Consider the following 20290-nt stretch of genomic DNA (forward strand, 5'->3'; position numbering starts at 1 on the left):
TATCACCCGCGCCACCCGACATGCTTCGAACGGGTGATCTACGCCGCAGGAGCACTCGCCATTATCTCTTTGAGCACCGCCATCGATCTATACACGACCGCCCGCGACACTGCCCCGTTGCGCGCGGCGACCGCATCGGCTAGGAAATCCGCACGGTCAGCACCCGTAGCTCAGCTGGATAGAGCGTTGCCCTCCGAAGGCAAAGGTCACACGTTCGAATCGTGTCGGGTGCGCCAATCTTCTCAATGACTTAGCGCTTTTGGATTGGTCCGGCTCACACAGCCGGCCCACATAGCCATCGCATGGGGCTTCGGTCATGGAGAAAATGGCTGAGGTCTCACGGCTGTCGTCGTCCCTCGCCGCGCTAGTTCGCTATGCGCAGATAGTTCGAGGTCCGATCCCGCTGGCACAGATCGCAGCGCTCTAGGACGCAGCGAAGCTCCTTCAGGCTCAGGGTGAGCCCTGGCCGCCGCTAGTGGCGCGAGTTCTTCGCGACATAGCTCTGCATCTTGAGCGGCCTGACGCCGAAGGCTGACCGCATTGAGCTGTGTCGGACACCAAAGCGATACTGACACGGCAGGCGCTGCGTCGAGACATCTGGCCTCGCTGACCGGCGCACGCCCGTTGTGCCATCAGCGGGCATGATCCGGGTCATCAAGCACATTCTCATCGAGCCCACGGCCGATCGGGCTGATCGCATCGACAGCATTCGTGCGGCCATCCTAGCGGCGTTCCCGGACGCGACGACCGAAATCGTCCCGGGTCTGCTCGACGATGACCTCGTGGTGGAGGTTCGGCTTCCGCTCTCGCAGCTCGACGAGTGGCAGGCCGTCCGGAAACGCTGGGGCGACTTCAGCGCGGTTGGGCACGATATTGAACGGCGCATCGCTTGAGTTCGCGACTGAGCGGAACGAGTTCCCACTCATCGTGGTTGCTGAGGCGCGCCGCCAATTCGGCGTGTGCCGTCAGCAAAGCATTATACCCGTCTGGCATCATCGTTCGTGGAAAACACGATCCGGCGAACCAGTCCGAACCTACCGATGCCGCATGCTGCGCCTGTTCGGTTCGAGGCTTCGGCGCTCCCCTCGTGGGAATGCCTAATACACAAGATGCCTTTGCCGCCTATGTTATTCTCAGAGGCGACGCTCGTTCATTCGTTGCCGAATTAATCGCATATGCTTCGTGACTTGGCGGAACGGCACGGTCATGCGCCATGTTAGCCGAGATCGCATCCAGTTTAAAGATTCGGTCGCCGCAGTCAGTTGGATCTTGATATTATCAAGTTCATCATGAAGTGCGGTCATAGCTATTTTCTGAGATGCCATCCCGTAAGCTAGGTTCAACTCTAGTATGTCTATAGCGTCGATGCGCTCGATAAGGGATTTTCTTAGTTCCGCGATTTGGGTGTCGCGCTCTGCAAGAGTTCTGTGCTCCTGCGCGAGCATTTCCTCCTTATGCCTTAATGTGGCGACGTTGCGGTCACGGTCGGCAGCAAGCGCTTCCCGCTCGGTGACCGCGGTGCGGAGCCTGTTCTCGCATTCCTCGACCCCTCGCACGCCAAGCGCGTCGATCCGACTACCCCACTCGCGCAGTTCAGTGAGCTGCTTTGGCGTGCACGCCTCCTCGTAGAGGGTGTGCAGGGCGAAGCTTCTGAACTCTGGCCGATCAATCTTGCTCGCGAGCTCGGCGAAGCGCAGGGGCAGCGGCTCCTTGAGATCAGTGATTTCCTCCGGGTCGAAGAGTTCGGAGAACAACACCTCGCCCATTTCCTTGAACCGACGCAGGACCATGGAATGCTCGAAGGTCGAGCGCAGGCGCGCCTCGGGATTTGGGGCACTTGCGTTGGCCATGCCGTCGCGGATGCGGAACGCCGTCAGGCTGTCGGGCAAGACGTGGATATTCTGCCCGGCCATCAGCATCCTGATCCACATGTCGAAATCTTGTAAGTTCGTCAGCCGCGGATCGTAGGGGCCGGCGGCCTCGTAGGCCTCCCGGCGGATCATCGCGGTAGGCGCGCAGAGAGTGTTGCCTTGGAAGAATAAGTATCGCAGCCATGTCCGCCGGGAGAAATCGGTGAAACGCAGCGGAACGGTGAAATCGTTGTAGGCTTGCGTCGGTAGGCCGTTCTCATCCACCGCTCTGGGCATCCCGAACACCGCGGCGACGTCCGGATGCGCATCGAGGAAGCCAACTTGCCGCCGGAGGCGACCTGGCAGCGCCCAATCGTCGGAGTTGAGGATCGCAAGGTAGCGCCCTCGCGCCCGCGCAACGGTGGCATTCATTGCCGCCGATATGCCCTGATTCTCGCGCCGGCATTCGAGGCGGATGCGCGGATCGGTGATGCCGCGCAGGATTTCGGCGGTCCCATCGGTTGAGCCGTCGTCGGTGACGACGATCTCGAAATCCTGGAAGGATTGGGCGAGCAAACTCTCGATCGTCTGCCGGACATAGGGCGCGTGCTGGTATGATTTTATCAGCACCGACACAGTCGGTACGGCCCTCGGCGACGCTGGCACGAGGCGTGGCAAAGGCGCCGAATTGGCTCGCCGCATCCCCTGCTCCTCCCACCAGAGAGGCCGGATGGCCAGGGATCCCGCATCAGCGGCGGCGAGGTCGATGCTCTCGCGCTCCATCTCGTCCCAGAAAATGCGTAAGCGGTCGCTTCCCCATAGGTAGTGCTGGCCGAAACCCTCCGCACGGTCTGTTTGCCCGAGCCGTTCGGCCTGTATCGCCTCTCGTGTTGCGTTCCGCTCGAAGCCGAGATGCTTGTAGTGCCAGAGCTGAAGGGTGTCGTGCGGGGGTAGGACGAGGTCGCCCTCGGGCGTTGCCGCATGCCGCCCCGGCCCGAAGCCAGTCTCGCGAAGTGCTTCGGGCTTGAAGATGCTGAGCTTGTTGAAGGCGAGGCGTGGGCGCCCGCGCGTGACGCGCTCCACGAGTAAGCCCGCATCATCGGGCATCTCGATGTGATTTAGGTCGAAGCCCAGGGCCGGAATCAGAGTGACGCCCCGGTCGGCCTCCTCAGCGAGGTAGTCAGCCATGGCGCGGCCAGGCACGTGTAGGTGCTCGTCGATGGCTGTAACAACGATCCAGTCGGCCCTGTGACGACTCTCCTTCCAGGCCTCGTTCTGCATTGCCCGGTGAGAAAGCACGAAGGAATCGGGATCCGTGCGGGGAAAGTCGCGCAATTCCACCTTGGGGTGGGCGTGCAGGATCTCGCGCGAGCCGTCCGTCGAGCCGTCGTCGTAGATCACGTAGCGCTCGACGAAGGGATCGTAGTGCCGGAAAAAGAAGCCGAGCATGTCGGCTTCGTCCCAGCATAGTGTGTAGAGGTGGACAATCAGACGGTCGGCGATGGCTGCGTGCTGTAATTTCGCTTCGGCGCTCATCGAACGCGCACTCCCTTGTGACCGCCGATGTCCTGCCGAACCACGCGAGCCGGGTTGCCGAGGGCAAGACATTCCGGCCCGACGTTTCGGGTAACGACCGCGCCGGCTCCGATCACCGCGTTCGCCCCAACCGCGATGCCGGGCAACACCACCGCACCGGCCCCGACGACCACGCCGTCTCCGAGGCGGACGCCGCCGGCCAACGTCGCGCCGGGGCCGATCGACACGTACCGGCCCACATCGACATGGTGGCCAATGCTCGCGCTGCGGTTGACGAAGGCGTAAGCACCGAACCGGCTGCCGCTCCCGAAGACGCTGCCCGCGTTGACGTAGGAACCCTCGCCGAGCTCGAGATCGCGCGGCTGGATCACGGTCGGGTCGATCAGCGTCGCGTGGCGGACGAACCCGCGGGACAGCGCCTCACCTACGACCCACTGTCGATGGCCCGGCGTGAACAGCGGAACGAGGAACGGCAGGTCGCGGAGTTCTTCAGGGACCTCCTCGGGGGCGCAGGTGGGAATCTCCGACGACAGCCGGCTCGGCTCAGCGACGTTGCGGACGCCGAGCACGATCGTGATGCCCGCGCGGTATGCGCTCTCCTCGACGTCTCCGAGGATCGGCGAGCCGACGCCGTAGACGACGAGCCGCGTCATCGCACGTATGCCTCGCGCACGGCCGACGCGATGCGTTCGATTTCTGCGCCGGCCACCTCGGGCTGGATCGGCAGGCTGAGCAGGCTTGCGCTCAGCCGGTCGGAGATCGGCAGCGGCGCGGCTTTTGGATTGGCGAACGCCGGATGGCGGTGCAGGCCCGGATGGTAGTGAATCGCGGTGCGGATTCCCTCATCGGCTAGCCGCATCGCCAGTTCGCCGCGGTCGGGGACAGCCACCGCGAACTGGTGGTTGACGCCGCCCGGATGCTCGTCCTGCAGCCTGAGCCCGTCGAGGCCGGCGAGCGCCGCGCGGTAGCGCCCGGCGATGGCACGGCGCTCGCGATTACCCGCGTCCAGGTGGGGCAGGAGCGCGGAGAGGATCGCCGCCTGGAGCGTGTCGAGCCGGCTGTTGAACCCCGCTTCGCGGCTGATGCGCGTGCCGTGCGAGAACCCATATTCCCGCAGCGCCCTGAGGCGTCCAGCGAGTACCGGATCGTCGACGAGCACCGCACCGCCGTCGCCGACGCAGCCAAGATTCTTCGTCGGATAGAAGGAATACGCCGCCGCGTCCCCAAAGCTGCCGAGCGGGCGCGGGCCGATCCGGGCACCGTGGGCCTGTGCGCAGTCCGAGACCACCGCGAGACCACGACGCGCGGCGAACGCGCACAGGGCGGCCATGTCGGCTGGGAAGCCGAAGAGATGGACCGGCAGGATCGCGCGCGTCGACGGCGTTAGGACGGCCTCGACGGTCTCGGCGGTGATGCACCAGGTGTGGGGATCCACGTCGGCGAAGAGCGGACGGGCGCCGCAATGCAGGATCGCCTGCGCGGTGCCGGCGAAGGTCAGCGCCGCGGTGACAACCTCGTCGCCCGGGCCGACGCCCAGCGCGCGCAGCGCGAGTGCCAGCGCATCCGTGCCGGAACCGACGCCGACCGCATGCTCGCGCCCCTCGTGCGCGGCGAAGGCCGCCTCGAACCGTTCCACCGGCGCGCCGAGGATGTAGTGCGCACCACCGAGCACCGAGGCGACGGCCGCGTCGATCTCCTGACGGAACCGTGCGATGCGCAGGTTGGGGAGCGCCTGCGCGATCGACAGGTCGTTCACCGGTCCCGTCCGCCGATTGCCGCCTCGCCGGTGATCAACGCCTTCTGCGGCTGCGCGTAATGGCGCGTGTCGCCGTAGCGCTCGGAGGCACAGACCAGCAGCAGCGTGCCTGCCTCGAAATTCTCCAGGCGGATCAGGATGCCCGCGCTGATCCAGAGCGGAGCATGATCGCCGTTGAGGCGCACCGTGGCGGTCTCCTCGCCGTTGTCCAGCGCGATCGTCGCAGCCCCACGGAGCGCCACGATCACCTCGTCGCAGGAATTGGCATGGCCGCCGCGGGTCACGGTGGCATCGTCCACTTCCATCACGAACACGCGCTGGGGAACGAAGGGAAGGTTGTCGAACGCCTCGAAGGCCACCAGCCGACCCCGGGGATCGACGTTCACGTTGGGTCCCAGAAGTGCCGCACCCCTCATCGCTTCCATGCAACAGCGCCGTTTTTCTATGTCCCAGGCTCTTCGCAAAGCATAGATCGCGTGTTCGTGATCAGCAACCACAAATGACAACCGAAAATTGCCTCAACCCCTACGCTTAATCTTCTTATCTATCCTGCTTCTACTCGGGATAAATCGGCAACTGTGTGAAGCGACGATGCGGGAGAGGCGCCGTGTCGGCAGCCCGCTCACGCATCGTTCCGGTCCGGTACGGCGTCAGAAGTTGTACCGGAGGCCGCCGCGCACGGCCTGGATGGTGTCCGTAGAGGCGAGTTCGGCGTCGTAGGCGACGAAGCCGGCGAGCCCCGGGGCCAGCTCGGTGCTGAGCCCCAGCCCGACCAGCGCCCGGTCGCGGTCGAGGCGCCGGCCGTTGACCAGGAACGGCACGGTCGGCGCGAGCGCGAAGGCGCTGCTGATCGTCCGGCTCACGTCGGCGAAGTCGTGGACGTAGGCCGCCTTGATCCACAGGGAGACCGGCCGTCCGCCGAACACCGCGGTGGCGGTCTCCAGCCGGCCGCCGACGAGGGTGCGGGCCGAGAGGAAGTCGCGGGCCGCGATGTTGAGGTTGAACGTGCCGTTTCCGGTCTCCTGTACGCGGTCCTGATCGAAGGTGTTCACCTGGAAACCGATGAAGGGCGAGAACACCGCCGTCGGGGCGAAGGCGACGCGGTAGCCGAGCTCGCCGGCCGAGATGAACTGGTCGCCGCTCACGTTGCCCTGGGCGCCGCCCGGCTGGAGCTGCGGCACGCCGATCGACCGGTTCACGCGGCCCTCGGTGCGGGCGTAACCCAGGGCGAGGTTGCCGTAGACCGCACCGTTCGAGAACCCGCCGTAGACGCCGACCTGCGCGTTGTCGGTGTGGGCGCGCTCGCCGGTGCGGTTGAGCGAGACGTCGACCGAGCCATAGCCGGCGGCGATGCCGAGCACGGTGCCGACCTGCGGGTGGAAGTCGATGCCGGTGGCGAGGCCGGCGACCGTCTCGCTGCGGCCGGCGGCGTTGGCGGTGGAGTCGACGCTGCCGAACTGGCCGTAGCCGGTGGCCCAGAGGCCGTAGCCGCGGTTGGTCTCGATCACCCGCGGCTCCGAAACCGGGCCGCGGCTGGGCAGGTCGGCGGAATAGACGGTGGGCGGCAGGGTGAAGCTCTGTGGCCCGGCCTCCGAGCTGGCGGCGTAGGCCCGCGACAGCAGCTGGCTGCCGAAGGCGCGGCCCGAGCGGAGCTGCGGGTCGGCGAGCGACGCGTAGGCCTGGCCGGCGACCCGGTCGAGGGTCGAGGCGATGCCGGCGTTGCTCTGGTTGTCGATCACGAGGAGCGCGGCCGGGTTGTTGGCGAGCGCCGCGTCGAGGCCGCGGGCGGCGTTCGCTTGATTGCTCGTCTGCGCCACGAGGCCGAAGCTCTGCTGCGCCAGGGTGATGTAGGCGTTGTTACCGTCCGTCGACGCCGTTGGGCGGATCAGGAAGGGCAGGCTGCCGCTGTCGGTCACGGCCGCGAAGGTGCCACTGATGCCGCCCGCGGCAGTGAGCACGGTGTAGCGGGTATTGGGCAAGTAAGTGCCGGGTGCCGCGATCAGGCTCGCGGTGCCGTTGAGCGTAGCGGTGCCCGAGGCGACGAGGCGAGCGGCTTGGCCGTCCGCGGTGATCGCGCTCTGGAGCGTTCCACCGGCCTGTTGCACGTAGTTGGTCACCGAGAGCGCGCCGTAGGGGGTGGCCGCGTTGCCCGGGGCAACGAGGCCGGCATTCGTCAGGGTGCCGGCGATCCGGCCGGTACCACTGAGCGTGCCGGCGGAGCCGACGAGCGTGTTGGCGGCTAGCACCGAGTTCACGTCGAGCGATCCGCCGGCGACCGTCGCGCCACCGGAAAAGCTCTGCGAGGTGCCGTTGGCCAGCGTCCAGGCGCCATCGGCCTCGCGGAGGGTCGTGAAGCCGACGACGTTGCTGGCCAGCGTCCCCGTGCCTGTCAGCGTCAGGGCGTTGACGCCGAGCCCGTTGGCGTTGATCGCGCCGCCGACCGTCGAGCCGGTGCCCAGCGTCACCGCGTTGCGGCTCGCGGCCACGTCGTTGAAGGTGATCGCCCCGCTGATGCGGCCGGTGTTGGTCAGCGTCTGGTTGCCCCTCCCGTAGAGGATGCTGCCGTTGATCGTGCCGGCGTTGACGGTGGTGCTGTTACGGCGGTTGGCGGTGGTCGCGTTCTGCGGGTCGGCGTCGGTGAAGCGCACGTCGCCGTTGATCGTGCCGGCGGCCGCGTTGTTAAGGAAGGCGTTGCCGGCGCCGTAGACGACGATGGCCTGCCCGCCGGTTGGGCCGGTGATCGTGCCGGCGTTGTTGATGGTGTAGCTCTGCGCCCGACCCTGGATGGCGCGGACCCCCGTCCCGGTGCCGCTGATCGTGGCGCCGGCCCGGTTGTTGATCGTGAGCGCCGCCACGTCGTCGTCGGAATCGATGGCCGCGACCGCCGCCGGGCCGGCGCCATTGCGGGTCGCCGAGATCGTGCCGGCATTGGTGATCGACATGGAGGCGATGTTCTCGCCGGCATAGACGCCACGCGAGATGCCGACGCCGTTCTCGGTTACCGCGATGGTGCCGTTGTTGACCACCGAGACGTTGGCGAAGTCGGCTCCCGTCGAGTTGGCGAGCACGCCGTAGACACGGTTGGCGGCGGTGTTGGCGCGGCCCGCTGCGCCGGTGCCGACGAGGGTGCCGTTGTTGACCACCGTGGTGTTCGAGCCCGACAGGTTCACCGTCTTGTTGGTCAGCGTGTTGTTGACGGTGAGCTGGGCGCCCGAGCCCGTCACCTGGATCACGCCACCGACGGTCTGGGTCGAGCCTGCGGCGAGGGTCAGGGTTCCGCCCGCCACCGTGAGGTTGCCCGAGAGCGTCTGGATGGAGCCGCTGCCGAGGGTCCAGGCGCCGGCGGTCTGGGTGAGGTTGGTGAAGCCGGCCACCGTGCCGGTCAGGGTGCCGGTCCCGGCGAGGTTGAGGTTGTTGGTGCCGAGCCCCCGCGCAGCAATGTTGCCGCCGATGCTCGATCCAGTGCCGAGGTTCACCGTGTTGACGGTCCCGGCCACCGCCCCCGCGGTCGCCACGTCGAGGAAGCTGATGGTGCCGCTGATCCGGCCGGTGTTGTTGACCGTCTGGTTGCCGGTGCCGAAGGCGAGGTTGCCGTTGATCGTGCCGGCGTTGGTCACCGTGCCGGTGCGGCGCAGGTTGACTACCGTGGCGGCCGTCTGCAGGTCTTGGTCGAAGTTGCGCACGTCGCCGTTGATTATGCCCGTGGCGGCGTTGGTGATCACCGTGTTGTAGGCGCGCACCGTGGTGGCGTCGCCGGCGTTGCCGGCGTTGAGAGCGAAGGTGGCGATCGCCGCCTCCCCGGCGGTGGCGTTGGTGATCGTGCCGCTGTTGTTGATCTCGTACTGCGCGGCGCGGCCGGACAGGGCGCGGGTGTTGGTGCCGGTCGCGGTGATGCGGCCGGCCGCCGCGTTGTTGACCACGAGGCGGTCGGTGTCGTCGTCGGAATCGACGCCCGCGACCACGGCGGTCGTCGCCGTCGCGGTGGTCCCGCGGGTCGCCTGGATCAGTCCGCTGTTGTTGATCGTGAACAGCGTGGTGTTCTCGCCCGAATAGATGCCCCGGGCGATGCCGTTGCCGTTCTGGGTCACCGCGATGGTGCCGGCGTTGTTCACCGTCGTGCTGGCGTATTGCGACCCGTTCGGCGCGCTCGAATAGGCTCCGTAGACGCGGGTCGTGGTGTTGCCGGCCGGCGCCGTCATCGTGATCGTGCCTGAGTTGTTGAGCGTCGACAGGTCGCCGGCGAGGTTGACGCCGAAGTTGTCGCGGTTGAGCGGCGCCGCGTTGCCGATCGCCCCGGCGTTGTTGACCGTGCTGGTACCGTTCACGCGGACGTTGGTGAAGCTCGGGTTGGTGCCCGCGCTGGTCTGCTGCGCGCCGACGGCGGTCCCGGTGGCGATGTTCACGGTCAGCCCCGTCACGCCGGCCGGCGCGATGAAGCCGTTCGGTTGGCTGCCGGTGCAGGTCACCGTCTGGCCGTTGGCGGGGACGGCTGGCTGACAAGCTGCGTACGCATCGGCGACGAGGACAGCCCAGACCGGAACGGTCAGCAGTAGGCTCCGGCGCAAGGATGTATCCTTGGACGTCATCGTCTCCCCCTTTCTATATTTGTCTGGTGCTTGATCGAACGGACGAATATCGCGGCCTGGACCGGTTTTCCAGTTACATACGGGGAAGTCCGAAGAGGTCAATCGCAATCACAGGACTCGATCGGGCATAACATGCGTTCTCGATTTATGATGCATATATGTTACTCTTCTAAAATGACTTTCCGATTATCCTATTATTAAGATGGTCTTTAGGTAGATTTGGCGGGAGGAAATGGCAATCTTGAGCGGGATGATGAAGCACGCGCCTCAGGCTGGTACAGGCGAACGCGCCGCCCCGGCGCCCCCAACTGGAATCGGCCGACTCCTAAGCCGCTTCTGGCAGGCGTCACGCGCACCGGTGCCGGTGACACGCGGCTATGCCGTCTGCACACTGCCGCGCTCAGGCAGCAACCATTTCTGTGACGTGCTGAGCAGCACTGGTGCACTCGGGCATCCGCGCGAGTACTTCAACGGCGATGCCCGCCGTCGCTACGACGACCCGACCTACCCTGACGACCCCGTGGCGCAGGTCGCTCGCATCCTAACCATGGGTGCCACCGCCAACGGCGTCTACGCTCTCAAGGTCTTCCCCGGCCTCCACGACGTGGTGGCGCCGCATCTCCGGTGGACGGAGGCACTGCCGAACCTCGCCTTCGTGCGGTTCCGCCGCCGCGACGTCCTCGGGCAGGCGTTGTCCTGGGTCCGTGCTTCGCAGACCGGGCGCTTCCGCGCCTCCGACGCGGCCACGGGCGAACCCGCCTACGACGCCGACGCGATCGCCCTCCGGATCCGTCAGATCTGCCAGAGGGGCGCCCGATGGGACATGTTCTTCGCCCGCACCGGGCTCCCCGCGGTCGAGATCGCCTACGAGGATCTTCTAGTCGATCCCGGCGCCGCCATCGGCGCCGTGGCCCGCACGGTAGGGCTCGCGCGTGCGCCCGCTCTCGGCCGGCAACCCTCCGTTTTCCGGATTCAGCGCGACGCGCTTAGTGCGGACTGGCGCGCACGGTTCATCGCCGAGCGCGGGGACCCGAGCCATGTCGACCCGTTCCTTGATCCTTGAGAGAGCCGCACAAATGAGTCGCCTCTTCGACCGCTTCCGTTCTTCTGCCGCGCCCCGCCCGGCGGACGATCCGGCGCCTGGGCCGTTGCGCGGCTATGCGCTGTGCGGCGCTCCGCGCTCGGGCAGCAATTACATCTGCGAAATTTTGAGCAGCACCGGCGCCCTCGGCCGGCCGCGCGAGTATTTCAACGGCGCGGCGCGCCGCATCCACGACGATCCAGCCTATCCCGACGATCCACACGCACAGATCGAACGCATCCTGACGATGGGTGCTACCGGGAACGGCATTTACGGCTTGAAGCTGTTTCCGGGACTGTTCGATACGGTTGCTCCGCATCTGAAGCTGACCGAGGGTTTGCCGAATCTCCACTTCGTGCGCCTGCGCCGCTTGGACGTGCTCGGCCAAGCGATGTCTTGGGTCCGATCGATCCAGACCCGGCAGTTTCGCTCCACCGAGACCGCGGCCAGCGCACCGCATTACGACGGCGCGGCGATTCAGCACTATGTTGGGCAGGTTTGCCAACGCAACGCGCGCTGGGACATGTTCTTCGCCCGCACCGGCATCCGACCGATCGAGCTGGTCTACGAGTCAGTCGCAGGCGATCCACAATCAGCAGCGGACGCCATCGCCGCCGTCCTCGGCCTCGCCGACCGCCCTCGGATCGAGGCCGGCGTCGTACGCCTTGCCGTGCAGCGCGATGCAATCACAGACGCGTGGCGGGAACGCTTCCATTCTGAGTATGGTGACCGAAACTATATTGATCCGGCAACCCTCCTAGTTGAGATGAAGTGATGGAGCGCTGACGATCCGCGCACCGCCGAGCCACGCCGTCGCCGCCTCCAGGGTCGGGAATCGGTGCTCGACGCAATCGAAGGGCCGGGGGCGTGTCGCAACCGGAAGATCCTCCAGCAGCTCCGCGCACCATCCGGTAAGAGCACCTCCTGCGGTGGTCTCGCGAACGACACCGCCGACGATCACCCCGTCGAGGGCGAGATCGTAGCTGCCGGCGGCGAGCTGATGGAGCGTGTACCTCATCGCTGGCCCATAGCTCCCGGAGTCTGAAGGCTTTGCCTTAGCAGCGCGTTCGCGAACACCGGCTCGACGCCGCGCTGCACGATGTCGGCGATGCGGTCGGCGCTGTCCGGCGCGGTGAAGAGGTCCGCGAGGCGGCCGGTCTGCCGGCCAAGAGCCGCCTGCCGTGCCTTGCCGCCAACGTTGGCGAACAGGGATCGACCCTGCGTCCGCACCGCCGTGACGGCCCCTCCCAGGGTGTTCTGCTCCGACAGGGTGTCCTGCATGGCGCGGTCGGCCGCGGTGTTCGAGCCCGGCGGCAGGCGCCGGCCTGTAGCGCGCAGCGTGTCGAGCAACGTGTTCACGGCCTGTGGCGCTTGCGGACTGTTCGGAAGCGCACCGAGCACCGCATCGATGTTCGCCTGCTTCTGCGGCGTGCCCGCCATGTCCTTGGCGAACTTGGCGCCCCCACTGTGATTCCCGCCGCCGATGAGCGCCGTCGCGCTGGCGTCGTACTGGTCGCCCATGCGCTGCCGGACCAGCTGAGCGATCGCTTCCGGGTCGAGCGCGCCGATGCGGCGCGTGGCGTCGGCTAACTCTCCGGCCTGGCCGCGTTCGGCAGCTGCCGGCAGGATCGCGTCGCCGACCGCCTGCGTCCCGGACAGCGTCCCGCGGCCGCCGCCCCGGCCAGCGATCTGACCGAGCGGGCCTTGGGTCAGAGGATCTAAGTTCTGCGCCCGGGCTTGCGCCTGCGCGGTGAGCGCGTCGTCGTAGGCCTGGACGCCGCCGCGCGCCGGATCGCGGAGGATGTCGCGCGCATCGGCGGAGCCGGACGCGTAGCGCTCGGCGAGCAGCGGGTTGAACCCCTCTCCCGTTGCGGAGAGGGCCTGCGAACGCGCGCCCATGTCCTTGGTCACGAGATCGATCACCCGGCCGCTGTTGTCGGGAAGGTGCGCGATCTCGGGGCCGAGGACGGGATCGCCGCGCAGCCGGCCGAGGGATGCGTCGAAGGCCGGTGTCCGCATCGGCGCGAAGTCGGCCGGGTCGACGAGATGGGCCTCGGCCCGGGCATAGTCCGGCCGCGTCTGCGCGTTGATGCCCTGGCGCACGTCGTTGATGGCGGTATCGGCCGCCGCCGCGGTGCGGGGCCCGAGGGTCGACGGGGCTATGCTCTGCGGCGCGATCGTGTCGAAGGCGTTCGTCGCCGCGGCGCGCATCTGGTCCGGCCGGTTGGCGTAGAAGGCGGCCATCGTCGGACCGCCGCCGGTGGAGCCCTCCACGACGCGCTGGAGCTCGCCGAGCTTGGTGCCGTTGTTCGTCGCGAACTGGATGCCTTCCGGCCCAGAAAGCGGCACGCCGATTCCCCGTCCCGTATCGAGCACGGGTTGGCCGGTACGGAGCGTGCCGGGTTCCATGCCGCGCGTGGCCGCCACGATGGCGCGGTCGGCACCCGTTGCGCGCGCTGCCGCGGCGGCAGTGCCGAGATTGCCCGCGAGACCGCCGGCCAGCCGAGCCGCGCCCTCGTATCCCGCCGGCGCAACCCGGCCTGCCGTCTCGGACGCGACGCCCGGGACCGCGGCCTCCATGATCTTGCGGATGAGCCCGCCCGGCCCGATGGCGGCACCAGGTGCGAACTCGGCGATGGTGCTGGCGTACTGCCCGGCCGTCGTCTCGGGCTTGCGATACAGCGGGCCCATCACGCGCTCGATCATGCCGTTCAGATCGGCGCCGCTCGGCAGGGTCGGGACGCTACGGACCATCGCCGCGGCGCTGGGGTAGCCGTGGCTCTCCAGCGCGTTGCCTGCAGCGCCGCGCTCCGCCTGCTGGAGCGCTCCCACCCCGCCGAAGAAGCCGGTCGCGGCGTTGACCATGCCGTGCACGATGCCGCCGCCGACGTCACCGGCCGCGTCGAGCTGCGTCTTGGCGGCCGGAGTGCCCGGTGCCGGCTCGTCGAACTGGTCGAAGACGTTCGGCTCCTTGGCCGCCACCGGCGCGGCTGCGGCGGGTTGCTGGTGGAAGCGTAGGAATGGGTTGTCCGGGGAGACACCCGGCGGCGGCTGCGTTGCCGGCGCGGGCTCGTCGAACTGGTCGAAGAAATTCGGCTTCTTGGTCGCTGGCTGTTCCATCGCCTGGAACCCGTTGGGGACCATGGACAGGGCCGCTGGCGCGACCTTGGCCAGCGGCGAGATCGGCAGCGGGTCAAAGATGTCGAACGGGTTCGGCTCGGCCATCAGATGCCCCCCCATTCGACGTGCGGGGATAGCATCTCGCCGAGCGCCTCCCCGCTACGCTCGCCGCGGCGGTCGCGCACACGGTCGAGGAGATCCCGATTGTGCATGTCGTTGCGGAGGACCCGCGCCAGATCGTCGGCGTCGGCTGCTGTGTGAGGATGCCGGAGGGCCCGCTTGTCCGGGGTCTCCGCCCATAGGACGACCTGCGTCATGGCAGCGTCGATACCGAGGGCGAGACGATCAGGCGGGTACTCCGGGATGAACTCCGGCATCAGCGCCTTCGTACGTGTGAGAGCGCGCAGGATCTGGTCCCGGTCATCCTGTTCGAGCCGAAGCGGCGCACCACTTTTGCCCCGCTTCCTGTTGGCGATGCCCTCCAGTGCGTTGCTCAAGCACCAAGCCGGGTACTCGTTGCGGCACGCCTGATCGAGCGACTGAAGGATGCCCACGGTGCTCGAGTGATTTTCGACGAAGGCGGGAGGTTCTTCGTCGCTGCCACCGCTGAAGACGAGTTTTAGTTTGGCCATGGCGGGACCGCCTGCTCTAGAAAACAAGCATCACGGTAGCACCCGCCATGAGAGCGGTAAACAAATACATACGATTTGGAGAAAATTAATTCGATTTGCGTTTGTATGTCTGAATAGTGTTTCAGGGCCAGATTTTCCTACGGGCGTCCCCGGCGTGTTTCGCGGTGTCGTTTGGACTACCCACCCCCTGGCCCGCACCGCCACCGCGGCGGGGTCGACCCGACGGTTGCCGCTTGGCCCGGGCGCTCCTCAGGCGCACACTGCCCCGCATCACCCCCGACGGATCACAGCACATGCACCTCCCGCTCGACATGCGCGCGACGTTGCTCGTCGCCTCCCTCGACGTCATCGCTGAAGAGATCGAGGCCGTCCGCCGCGGCCGCCCGGTCAGCCCCATCCTGGAAGGTGTACTGGCCGAAGCGCAGGGCAGCGCCCGCATCCTTGCCGAGGAACTCCACCCGGCGCAGGCCGTGGCCGTAGGGGAGCGCCGACCCGCCGCGCCGGCCGTGGCGCCGGCGCGGGAGTTCAGCGGCAACGTGGTGCAGCTGCGGCCGCGTCGGACGTAGTCGGCTCGATCGTCACCCGACCCTAGCGATCAGCGTTCCAATAGAGCTTGCCCTTGTGGAACGTTCCAAAAGGCAGCCGCAGCAGTTCCAAAAGATTGGTATTGCATTTCGAAACGGTCCAAGGTTCGATGTCTAAGAACTCATTGGAACGCGTCGCCTCGGAAACTGCCATGCTGATCGGATACGCTCGCACCTCGACGCTGGAGCAGGAAGCTGGCCTAGAGGCTCAGGTCAGAGACCTCACCGCCCTCGGTTGCGAAAAACTCTTTCAGGAGCAAGTCTCCTCTGTCGCACCGCGCAAGGTGCTTGATGCCGCCCTTGGGTTCGCTCGCTCGGGTGACACGTTGGTGGTTACGAAGCTGGATCGGTTGGCCCGCTCGGTCACCCACCTGGGCAACATCATTGCCGGGCTTGAGGCCAAGGGCGTGGCGCTCCGCATCGTGAACCTTGGGGTGGATACCACGACTCCCACCGGCAAGCTGATGCTCAACGTCCTTGGAGGCGTGGCACAGTTCGAGCGGGAAATGATGCTGGAGCGCCAACAAGAGGGCATCGCCAAGGCCAAGGGCGAAGGCGCCTACAAGGGCCGCAAGCCGACCGCACGGGCCAAGACGGCGGAGATAGAGGCGCTGTCTGCGGAGGGTCTGAGCATGGGTGCCATCGCCTCCAAGCTCGGGATCGGCAAGGGGTCGGTACATCGGGCGCTGAACGCGAAAGCGACCTGAGGATCCAGCCTTGGGTGGTCGGCCTACGGGAGGATTGTGGCACCATCCATGCGGACCCACCGGGTGCCCGCAACCGTCCACGAGACCGCGCACGAGAACAGGACCAAGGCCATCAACATGAGGGCCATGCCGAATTGAATGCCAGTATCAGTCTCTGCAACGCCATCGACCCAGGCCCACCAGATCAACCCGACGCCACCGATGGCAAGCACCGCGAGGTAAAGCCATCGGAGGGCTGCCCTCCAAGTGGCGCGAGCAGCCCTCGGACCCAGAGCGATACGAATGGTTCCTAGGGAGAGAGCTGGGCCGAACGCAATGCCAGCGACGATAAGCAGGAAGCTAAGCACGGATGTTCTATGCTCGGAACAGGTTAGTAGCCCACCCTCTGTATCGCCTCATGTCCGCATGCGGACTGGAAGCTGGCCGGAGGCGCATTGCAATTGAATTCGACTTTTCGCGAAAGTGGCCTGCCTGATGGTGCAGCGCTAGGCAAGCTTCGCCGAGCATTCTCTTCGATTCAGCGCATAGAATGCGAAAGGCGCGCCGGAGCGCGCCTAGGGATCCCTTATGGGCGACGGCTGGCGCAGCGTCAGTCGTATTGCCGGACTGCACCCATGCGCTCCGCTATGGCGGCCATAGCGTAGATGTATGCCGACGGCCCCAGCACTTCCGTATGCGCCCACCCGGACTCCGCGCCGTCCTCGTCATAGTCGAAGTGGGGGTCGGACTTCAGAGCCAGCATCTCGGGAGACAGAATCTCCCGGACGAATGCGAGAGCCGTGAGCCTCGGGAAGACCACGTTCATGGTCAGCGTGTCCCGGCACGGATCATTCTTATCGAGATGCTCCTCCCACTCGATGGTGTAGATCGGCGCCTCCACCTTCTGAGCATAGCGGATGTAGGGCTGGTTAAAGTTAGCTTCCCGATTGGTAACAATCTGCATCTGAGGCTCCCGTCGGTCCATTTGCCGGCCTGACATGCAGATACATAATTTCGATTTGCCCTTCGGTCAATGCATAAATTACATCTAATACTATAGATGACAAAACGGACAAAACGGACAACTTTGTGTTTGCTTGGATATATAGCTAAGATTTAGGAGATATACGAAACGCTTCAAGGGTGGCCATGATCCGCGCCGCTCGCCTAACCGAAGATGTCGTCGCCCGACCCTCCCTCCTCTGCGGGGGAGAGTGCCTCGTCGGCCTCGTGCTCGATCGTGTTCTCGGCGTCGGCGACGAGCGCATCGTACGCGGCGAGCTTCAGCTTCTCGCGATCATATCTCTGCCGGAGCTCGGCCGCGGTCATCTCGTGCAGCTCCTTCTCCGGCTCCGCGTCGCCCATGGTCGACCGGTAGTGCTTCAACACCTTGTCCGCGGCGTCGACACGGACGCGAGCCGGGTACTTCTCCCCGTTCTCGGGCTTCAGCACCTCTTCGAAGGTCGCGACGGCCAGCGGCACGAGCGTGCTCTCGACGCGAGCGGCAACCTGCTGGCGGACCGTCTGCATGATCGGCTCGCGTCGCTGGAGTTTCGAGGCCGCCACGGCCGGATGCGCATATCCCGCCACCTTCGCCGCGTGCACCGCGTTTCCGGTGTGCGCCATCTCCTTCGCGAAGATCCGCTCCTGGCGCGTCCAATCACCGTCCTTGGCTGGCATAACCGGCACCTCTCTAAGTGGCTGATCCGGAGCAATGTTAATCGAATTCACATTTTCCCGCAAAGTGACCTTGGCAAGGTCTTCAAGCTCATGGTCGGCGGGGGGAGTCGAAGTCCGAATCTACAGCATGACGAGCGGACCGGCAGCGGCGGCCGTATAGAAAGGATCCACGTGGTGAGGCCCCCGCAAGGGAAAGGCTGAACCGGCGCGAAAGACACCCGATGCGCGGTACGTCGCAAACCGCAGTGGCGCGGCAGCGGCGCAAGGTGTTTCGGGTGCGTGCGCCAGTGGATTCTTCCTATAGCGGCCGGAGCCCAGTGGCGCATTTCCTTTGCGCCACTTGCGCCACTGAAAATCCACTGGCGCACGCCACTGGCGCACCGCCGTTTGTATGTCACCCAAAGATGTCTTGCTCGCTCACTTCTGGCAGCATTCTAACATACACACCCTTGCGCGTTTTGCGCTGATCGACCGACCGGTAGTCGGCCACCTCGATCACGCCTTGCTTCAACCACGCCTCAATCGTTGCTTTGGCCTGGCCGACTGTGCAGCCGAGTAGAGACACGAGCGCATCACCCACCCACCGATCCCTGTCCTGCGGGCGCGCGGAGTACCGCTCACCGGTCGACGGACCGGCCTCGATCGCCGACAACACCTTATGCTCGGAGCCCTCTTCCGCGCCTTCCCACGCGCTCGGCGGCGTCCAGGCGGTCGCCACCTGCACGTTGTCGCCATGCGGGTACTCAACCGTCCCATTGCCGAGGTGCACGCTGGCGAGCTTCAGCCACTCCGCGCGCTGCGCCGGCGGTGCCATGTTGTTCTTGGCGTCGTCCATGCGCACGTACAACCGGCGCTCCTCGTCGGGAATGCCGAGCTTCGCCGCGTCCTCGCTCGCCATGGGCGATAGCGTGAACGCGGCCCGCGCGCCGCCGCCTTGCGTCGAGCCGCCTCGCAGCGAATCCATCTCCCCCGCGACGGCGCCCTTCTTGGTATGGTGGACCAGCACAATCCCGGCGTTCGTCGCCTCGGCGATGTCGGCGTACAGCCGCATCACCTCGTCCTGCGCCTCGTTCTCATTCTCCGACACGCCGTGCGAGCGCAGGTATGGGTCCACGATCAGGATGTCGACCTGCTCACGGCGCATCTCCTCGATCACACCTCGGAAGTCCGGCAGGACCACGAACTGCCCGTCCTTTGCCTGGACGATGCGGAAACGACGATCGCGGCCTGAGTTCAGACGGATGTTGTCCAACACGGCCGGGTCGAGCCCGTAATGGCGCATCGCCGCGGCCAGGCGACGGCGCAGCTCTACGATGTCGTCCTCGAGATTGTAGATCCACACACGCAGCGGCTTGCGCGCTGTATCGTGCAGGAGCGCTTGCGAGGACGCAGCGGCCAAGGCCATAGCGAAGACGTAGGCCGTTTTCCCGACGCCGCCCGGTGACGCTAAGAACGTGACGTAACGCCGGCTGATCTTCGTACCGTACAGCCATTGCCGCGGCGGCAGACCGATCAGGTCGCCAAGGTCGATTCTGCCGGAGACAAGCGGCGGGATCTTGTCGGCGCCGACGATGGTTGCGGCTTCGGCAGTGTCGACCTCGTCCGGCTGCATCGCCGCGGCCTCCGCATCGAAGTACGGCGCGGCGAGCGCGTCGGCCCGGCGGAACTCGCCCGACGGGTCCGCGGCCTCGGCGAGCTCGTACAGCAGGCCGGCACCGCACGCGTACGGCGCCTTCACCGACCGATAGACCTGGCCCGGATCCTCGTGGACGCTGTCGTCCGGCCGGACGCTGAGATCGGCCTTGTCGGCCCACTCCTCGAACAGCTCCAACCCGCGCTCGTAGTGGTTCTGGAACGCGCCCCGGAACGCCGCCGCCATGCGAATGAACTTTTCCCGGCCCGGCGGCTCGTACACGTTCGGGATCAGCGGGATCGCGCGCTCGAGCTCGGCCAAGTCGCCGGCGAGCGCCTCTTGCGCGACTGAGCGGTTGCCGCGGCCTTCGGTGTAGACGTCACCCGCCGCGGGCAGCGCGGCACGACAGGCCGATAGAAACGCGTGCAGCTCGTCGAGCGTGCGGACCGGCAGATCCTCGAACCTGCACAGCGGCCGCGTCCACTTGTACGGTTGCAGCGTGGTCGGATGGATAGAATCGCCGGCGACGAACTGCTTCGCGCGGCCGAGCACCTCGACCACACCGCCGTCGAAAGCGAGCGACATGTACGGGATCGGCTGGTCGCCCGCCGGCGCTTCGACCCGGATCAGGTAGAGCGCCTTCGGCGCGTTGCCGACGCGGGTCGGCGTGAAGCCGAAGAAGCCTTCGACCTGAGCTTCGATGATGCCGGCGCATGCCGCGTCCAGCGTGTCCGCGTCGATCGCCTCCAGCCACGTCCCGTCTGGCTGCGGCCCCGTCCGGATGCCGACGCCGGCGCCCATCGCGGTCCATGCGCTCAGGTCCGCTTCGGTCGGCGTCGTGTTCTGCCAATCCCGGATCGAAGTCCATTTGCCCTCGTGGTTCCGGATGCCCGGGGCCTTGCCGCGCGACTTCGGCTTCAGGTGGGTGCGGTTCGACAACGGCGCGCCGTGCGGGACGATCGGCACGAGCAGCCGGTACCCACCGCCGAACAGCTTCGCAAAGGGTGAGGGGGTGGGAGCGTTCATAGCCCCCTCCCGATCCAGAGGGCAGCCATGTTGCAGAGCAGCCGCGAGCGGCTTAAGTTTCGGTCAGACATACGAAGACTCCCCCGGCCGGCACCTTTGTGAGAGGTGACCGGCCGTTGT

Annotated in this window: 16 protein-coding genes and 1 tRNA gene; 6 read left to right on the forward strand and 11 right to left on the reverse strand. The window is 66.3% G+C overall.

Annotated elements, in window-relative coordinates; all coding sequences use genetic code 11:
- Positions 1-159: 159 nt before the first annotated feature.
- Positions 160-236: transfer RNA gene (locus MFF13_RS10405), tRNA-Arg, on the forward strand.
- Between the two features lie 405 nt (positions 237-641).
- On the forward strand, positions 642-893 hold the full coding sequence (locus MFF13_RS10410; protein WP_238272129.1) for a hypothetical protein: 252 nt from the start codon (positions 642-644) through the stop codon (positions 891-893).
- Positions 894-1133: 240 nt separating this feature from the next.
- Here the strand turns inward: MFF13_RS10410 and MFF13_RS10415 are convergent, their stop codons facing one another.
- From MFF13_RS10415 to MFF13_RS10435, 5 genes are all read right to left on the reverse strand, one after another.
- The gene (locus MFF13_RS10415) at positions 1134-3386 is read right to left on the reverse strand and encodes a glycosyltransferase family 2 protein (RefSeq protein ID WP_238272130.1); all 2253 of its coding nucleotides are present in this window, start codon (positions 3384-3386) and stop codon (positions 1134-1136) included.
- Positions 3383-4039 carry a DapH/DapD/GlmU-related protein gene (locus MFF13_RS10420; protein ID WP_238272131.1) on the reverse strand — a complete coding sequence of 219 codons (657 nt, stop codon included), beginning with the start codon at positions 4037-4039 and terminating at the stop codon, positions 3383-3385. The genes MFF13_RS10415 and MFF13_RS10420 overlap by 4 nt, the downstream gene beginning before the upstream one ends.
- Positions 4036-5142, reverse strand: a complete 1107-nt coding sequence (locus MFF13_RS10425; protein WP_238272132.1) for a DegT/DnrJ/EryC1/StrS family aminotransferase — start codon at positions 5140-5142, stop codon at positions 4036-4038. Before MFF13_RS10425 ends, MFF13_RS10420 begins: the two co-directional genes overlap by 4 nt.
- Positions 5139-5567 carry a sugar 3,4-ketoisomerase gene (locus tag MFF13_RS10430; RefSeq protein ID WP_306422423.1) on the reverse strand — a complete coding sequence of 143 codons (429 nt, stop codon included), beginning with the start codon at positions 5565-5567 and terminating at the stop codon, positions 5139-5141. The genes MFF13_RS10425 and MFF13_RS10430 overlap by 4 nt, the downstream gene beginning before the upstream one ends.
- A gap of 225 nt (positions 5568-5792) precedes the next feature.
- Positions 5793-9707, reverse strand: a complete 3915-nt coding sequence (locus MFF13_RS10435) for an autotransporter outer membrane beta-barrel domain-containing protein (RefSeq protein WP_238272134.1) — start codon at positions 9705-9707, stop codon at positions 5793-5795.
- Between the two features lie 274 nt (positions 9708-9981).
- On the opposite strand from MFF13_RS10435, the gene MFF13_RS10440 reads away from it, so the two are divergent.
- On the forward strand, positions 9982-10791 hold the full coding sequence (locus MFF13_RS10440; RefSeq protein WP_283205818.1) for a Stf0 family sulfotransferase: 810 nt from the start codon (positions 9982-9984) through the stop codon (positions 10789-10791).
- Positions 10792-10804: 13 nt separating this feature from the next.
- Entirely contained in the window at positions 10805-11584 is a 780-nt protein-coding gene (locus tag MFF13_RS10445) for a Stf0 family sulfotransferase (RefSeq protein WP_238272136.1), read from the forward strand.
- On the opposite strand, the gene MFF13_RS10450 is transcribed toward MFF13_RS10445, so the two are convergent.
- From MFF13_RS10450 to MFF13_RS10460, 3 genes are read right to left on the reverse strand one after another with little or no spacing between them, the layout of a single operon-like run.
- Positions 11567-11827, reverse strand: a complete 261-nt coding sequence (locus tag MFF13_RS10450; protein ID WP_238272137.1) for a hypothetical protein — start codon at positions 11825-11827, stop codon at positions 11567-11569. The two genes, MFF13_RS10445 and MFF13_RS10450, sit on opposite strands and share 18 nt — an antisense overlap.
- A complete protein-coding gene (locus MFF13_RS10455; protein ID WP_238272138.1) occupies positions 11824-14034 on the reverse strand; it encodes a hypothetical protein in 2211 nt (736 codons plus the stop codon). Before MFF13_RS10455 ends, MFF13_RS10450 begins: the two co-directional genes overlap by 4 nt.
- Positions 14034-14561, reverse strand: coding sequence for a hypothetical protein (locus tag MFF13_RS10460; protein WP_238272139.1), 528 nt, complete (start codon positions 14559-14561; stop codon positions 14034-14036). Before MFF13_RS10460 ends, MFF13_RS10455 begins: the two co-directional genes overlap by 1 nt.
- Before the next feature lie 293 nt (positions 14562-14854).
- Here MFF13_RS10460 and MFF13_RS10465 point away from each other — a divergent pair, with 293 nt between their 5' ends.
- Positions 14855-15127 (forward strand): hypothetical protein, encoded by a 273-nt coding sequence (locus MFF13_RS10465; RefSeq protein ID WP_238272140.1) that lies wholly within the window; start codon positions 14855-14857, stop codon positions 15125-15127.
- 170 nt (positions 15128-15297) lie between these two features.
- The gene (locus tag MFF13_RS10470; RefSeq protein WP_238272141.1) at positions 15298-15852 is read left to right on the forward strand and encodes a recombinase family protein; all 555 of its coding nucleotides are present in this window, start codon (positions 15298-15300) and stop codon (positions 15850-15852) included.
- Between the two features lie 589 nt (positions 15853-16441).
- Here the strand turns inward: MFF13_RS10470 and MFF13_RS10475 are convergent.
- The 3 genes from MFF13_RS10475 to MFF13_RS10485 form a co-directional block, all read right to left on the reverse strand.
- On the reverse strand, positions 16442-16795 hold the full coding sequence (locus MFF13_RS10475) for a hypothetical protein (RefSeq protein ID WP_238272142.1): 354 nt from the start codon (positions 16793-16795) through the stop codon (positions 16442-16444).
- 203 nt (positions 16796-16998) lie between these two features.
- Positions 16999-17457, reverse strand: a complete 459-nt coding sequence (locus tag MFF13_RS10480) for a hypothetical protein (RefSeq protein ID WP_238272143.1) — start codon at positions 17455-17457, stop codon at positions 16999-17001.
- A gap of 448 nt (positions 17458-17905) precedes the next feature.
- The gene (locus MFF13_RS10485; RefSeq protein WP_238272144.1) at positions 17906-20170 is read right to left on the reverse strand and encodes an AAA family ATPase; all 2265 of its coding nucleotides are present in this window, start codon (positions 20168-20170) and stop codon (positions 17906-17908) included.
- Positions 20171-20290 lie beyond the last annotated feature (120 nt).

Source organism: Methylobacterium cerastii (assembly GCF_022179125.1).
Taxonomy (GTDB): Bacteria; Pseudomonadota; Alphaproteobacteria; order Rhizobiales; family Beijerinckiaceae; genus Methylobacterium; species Methylobacterium cerastii.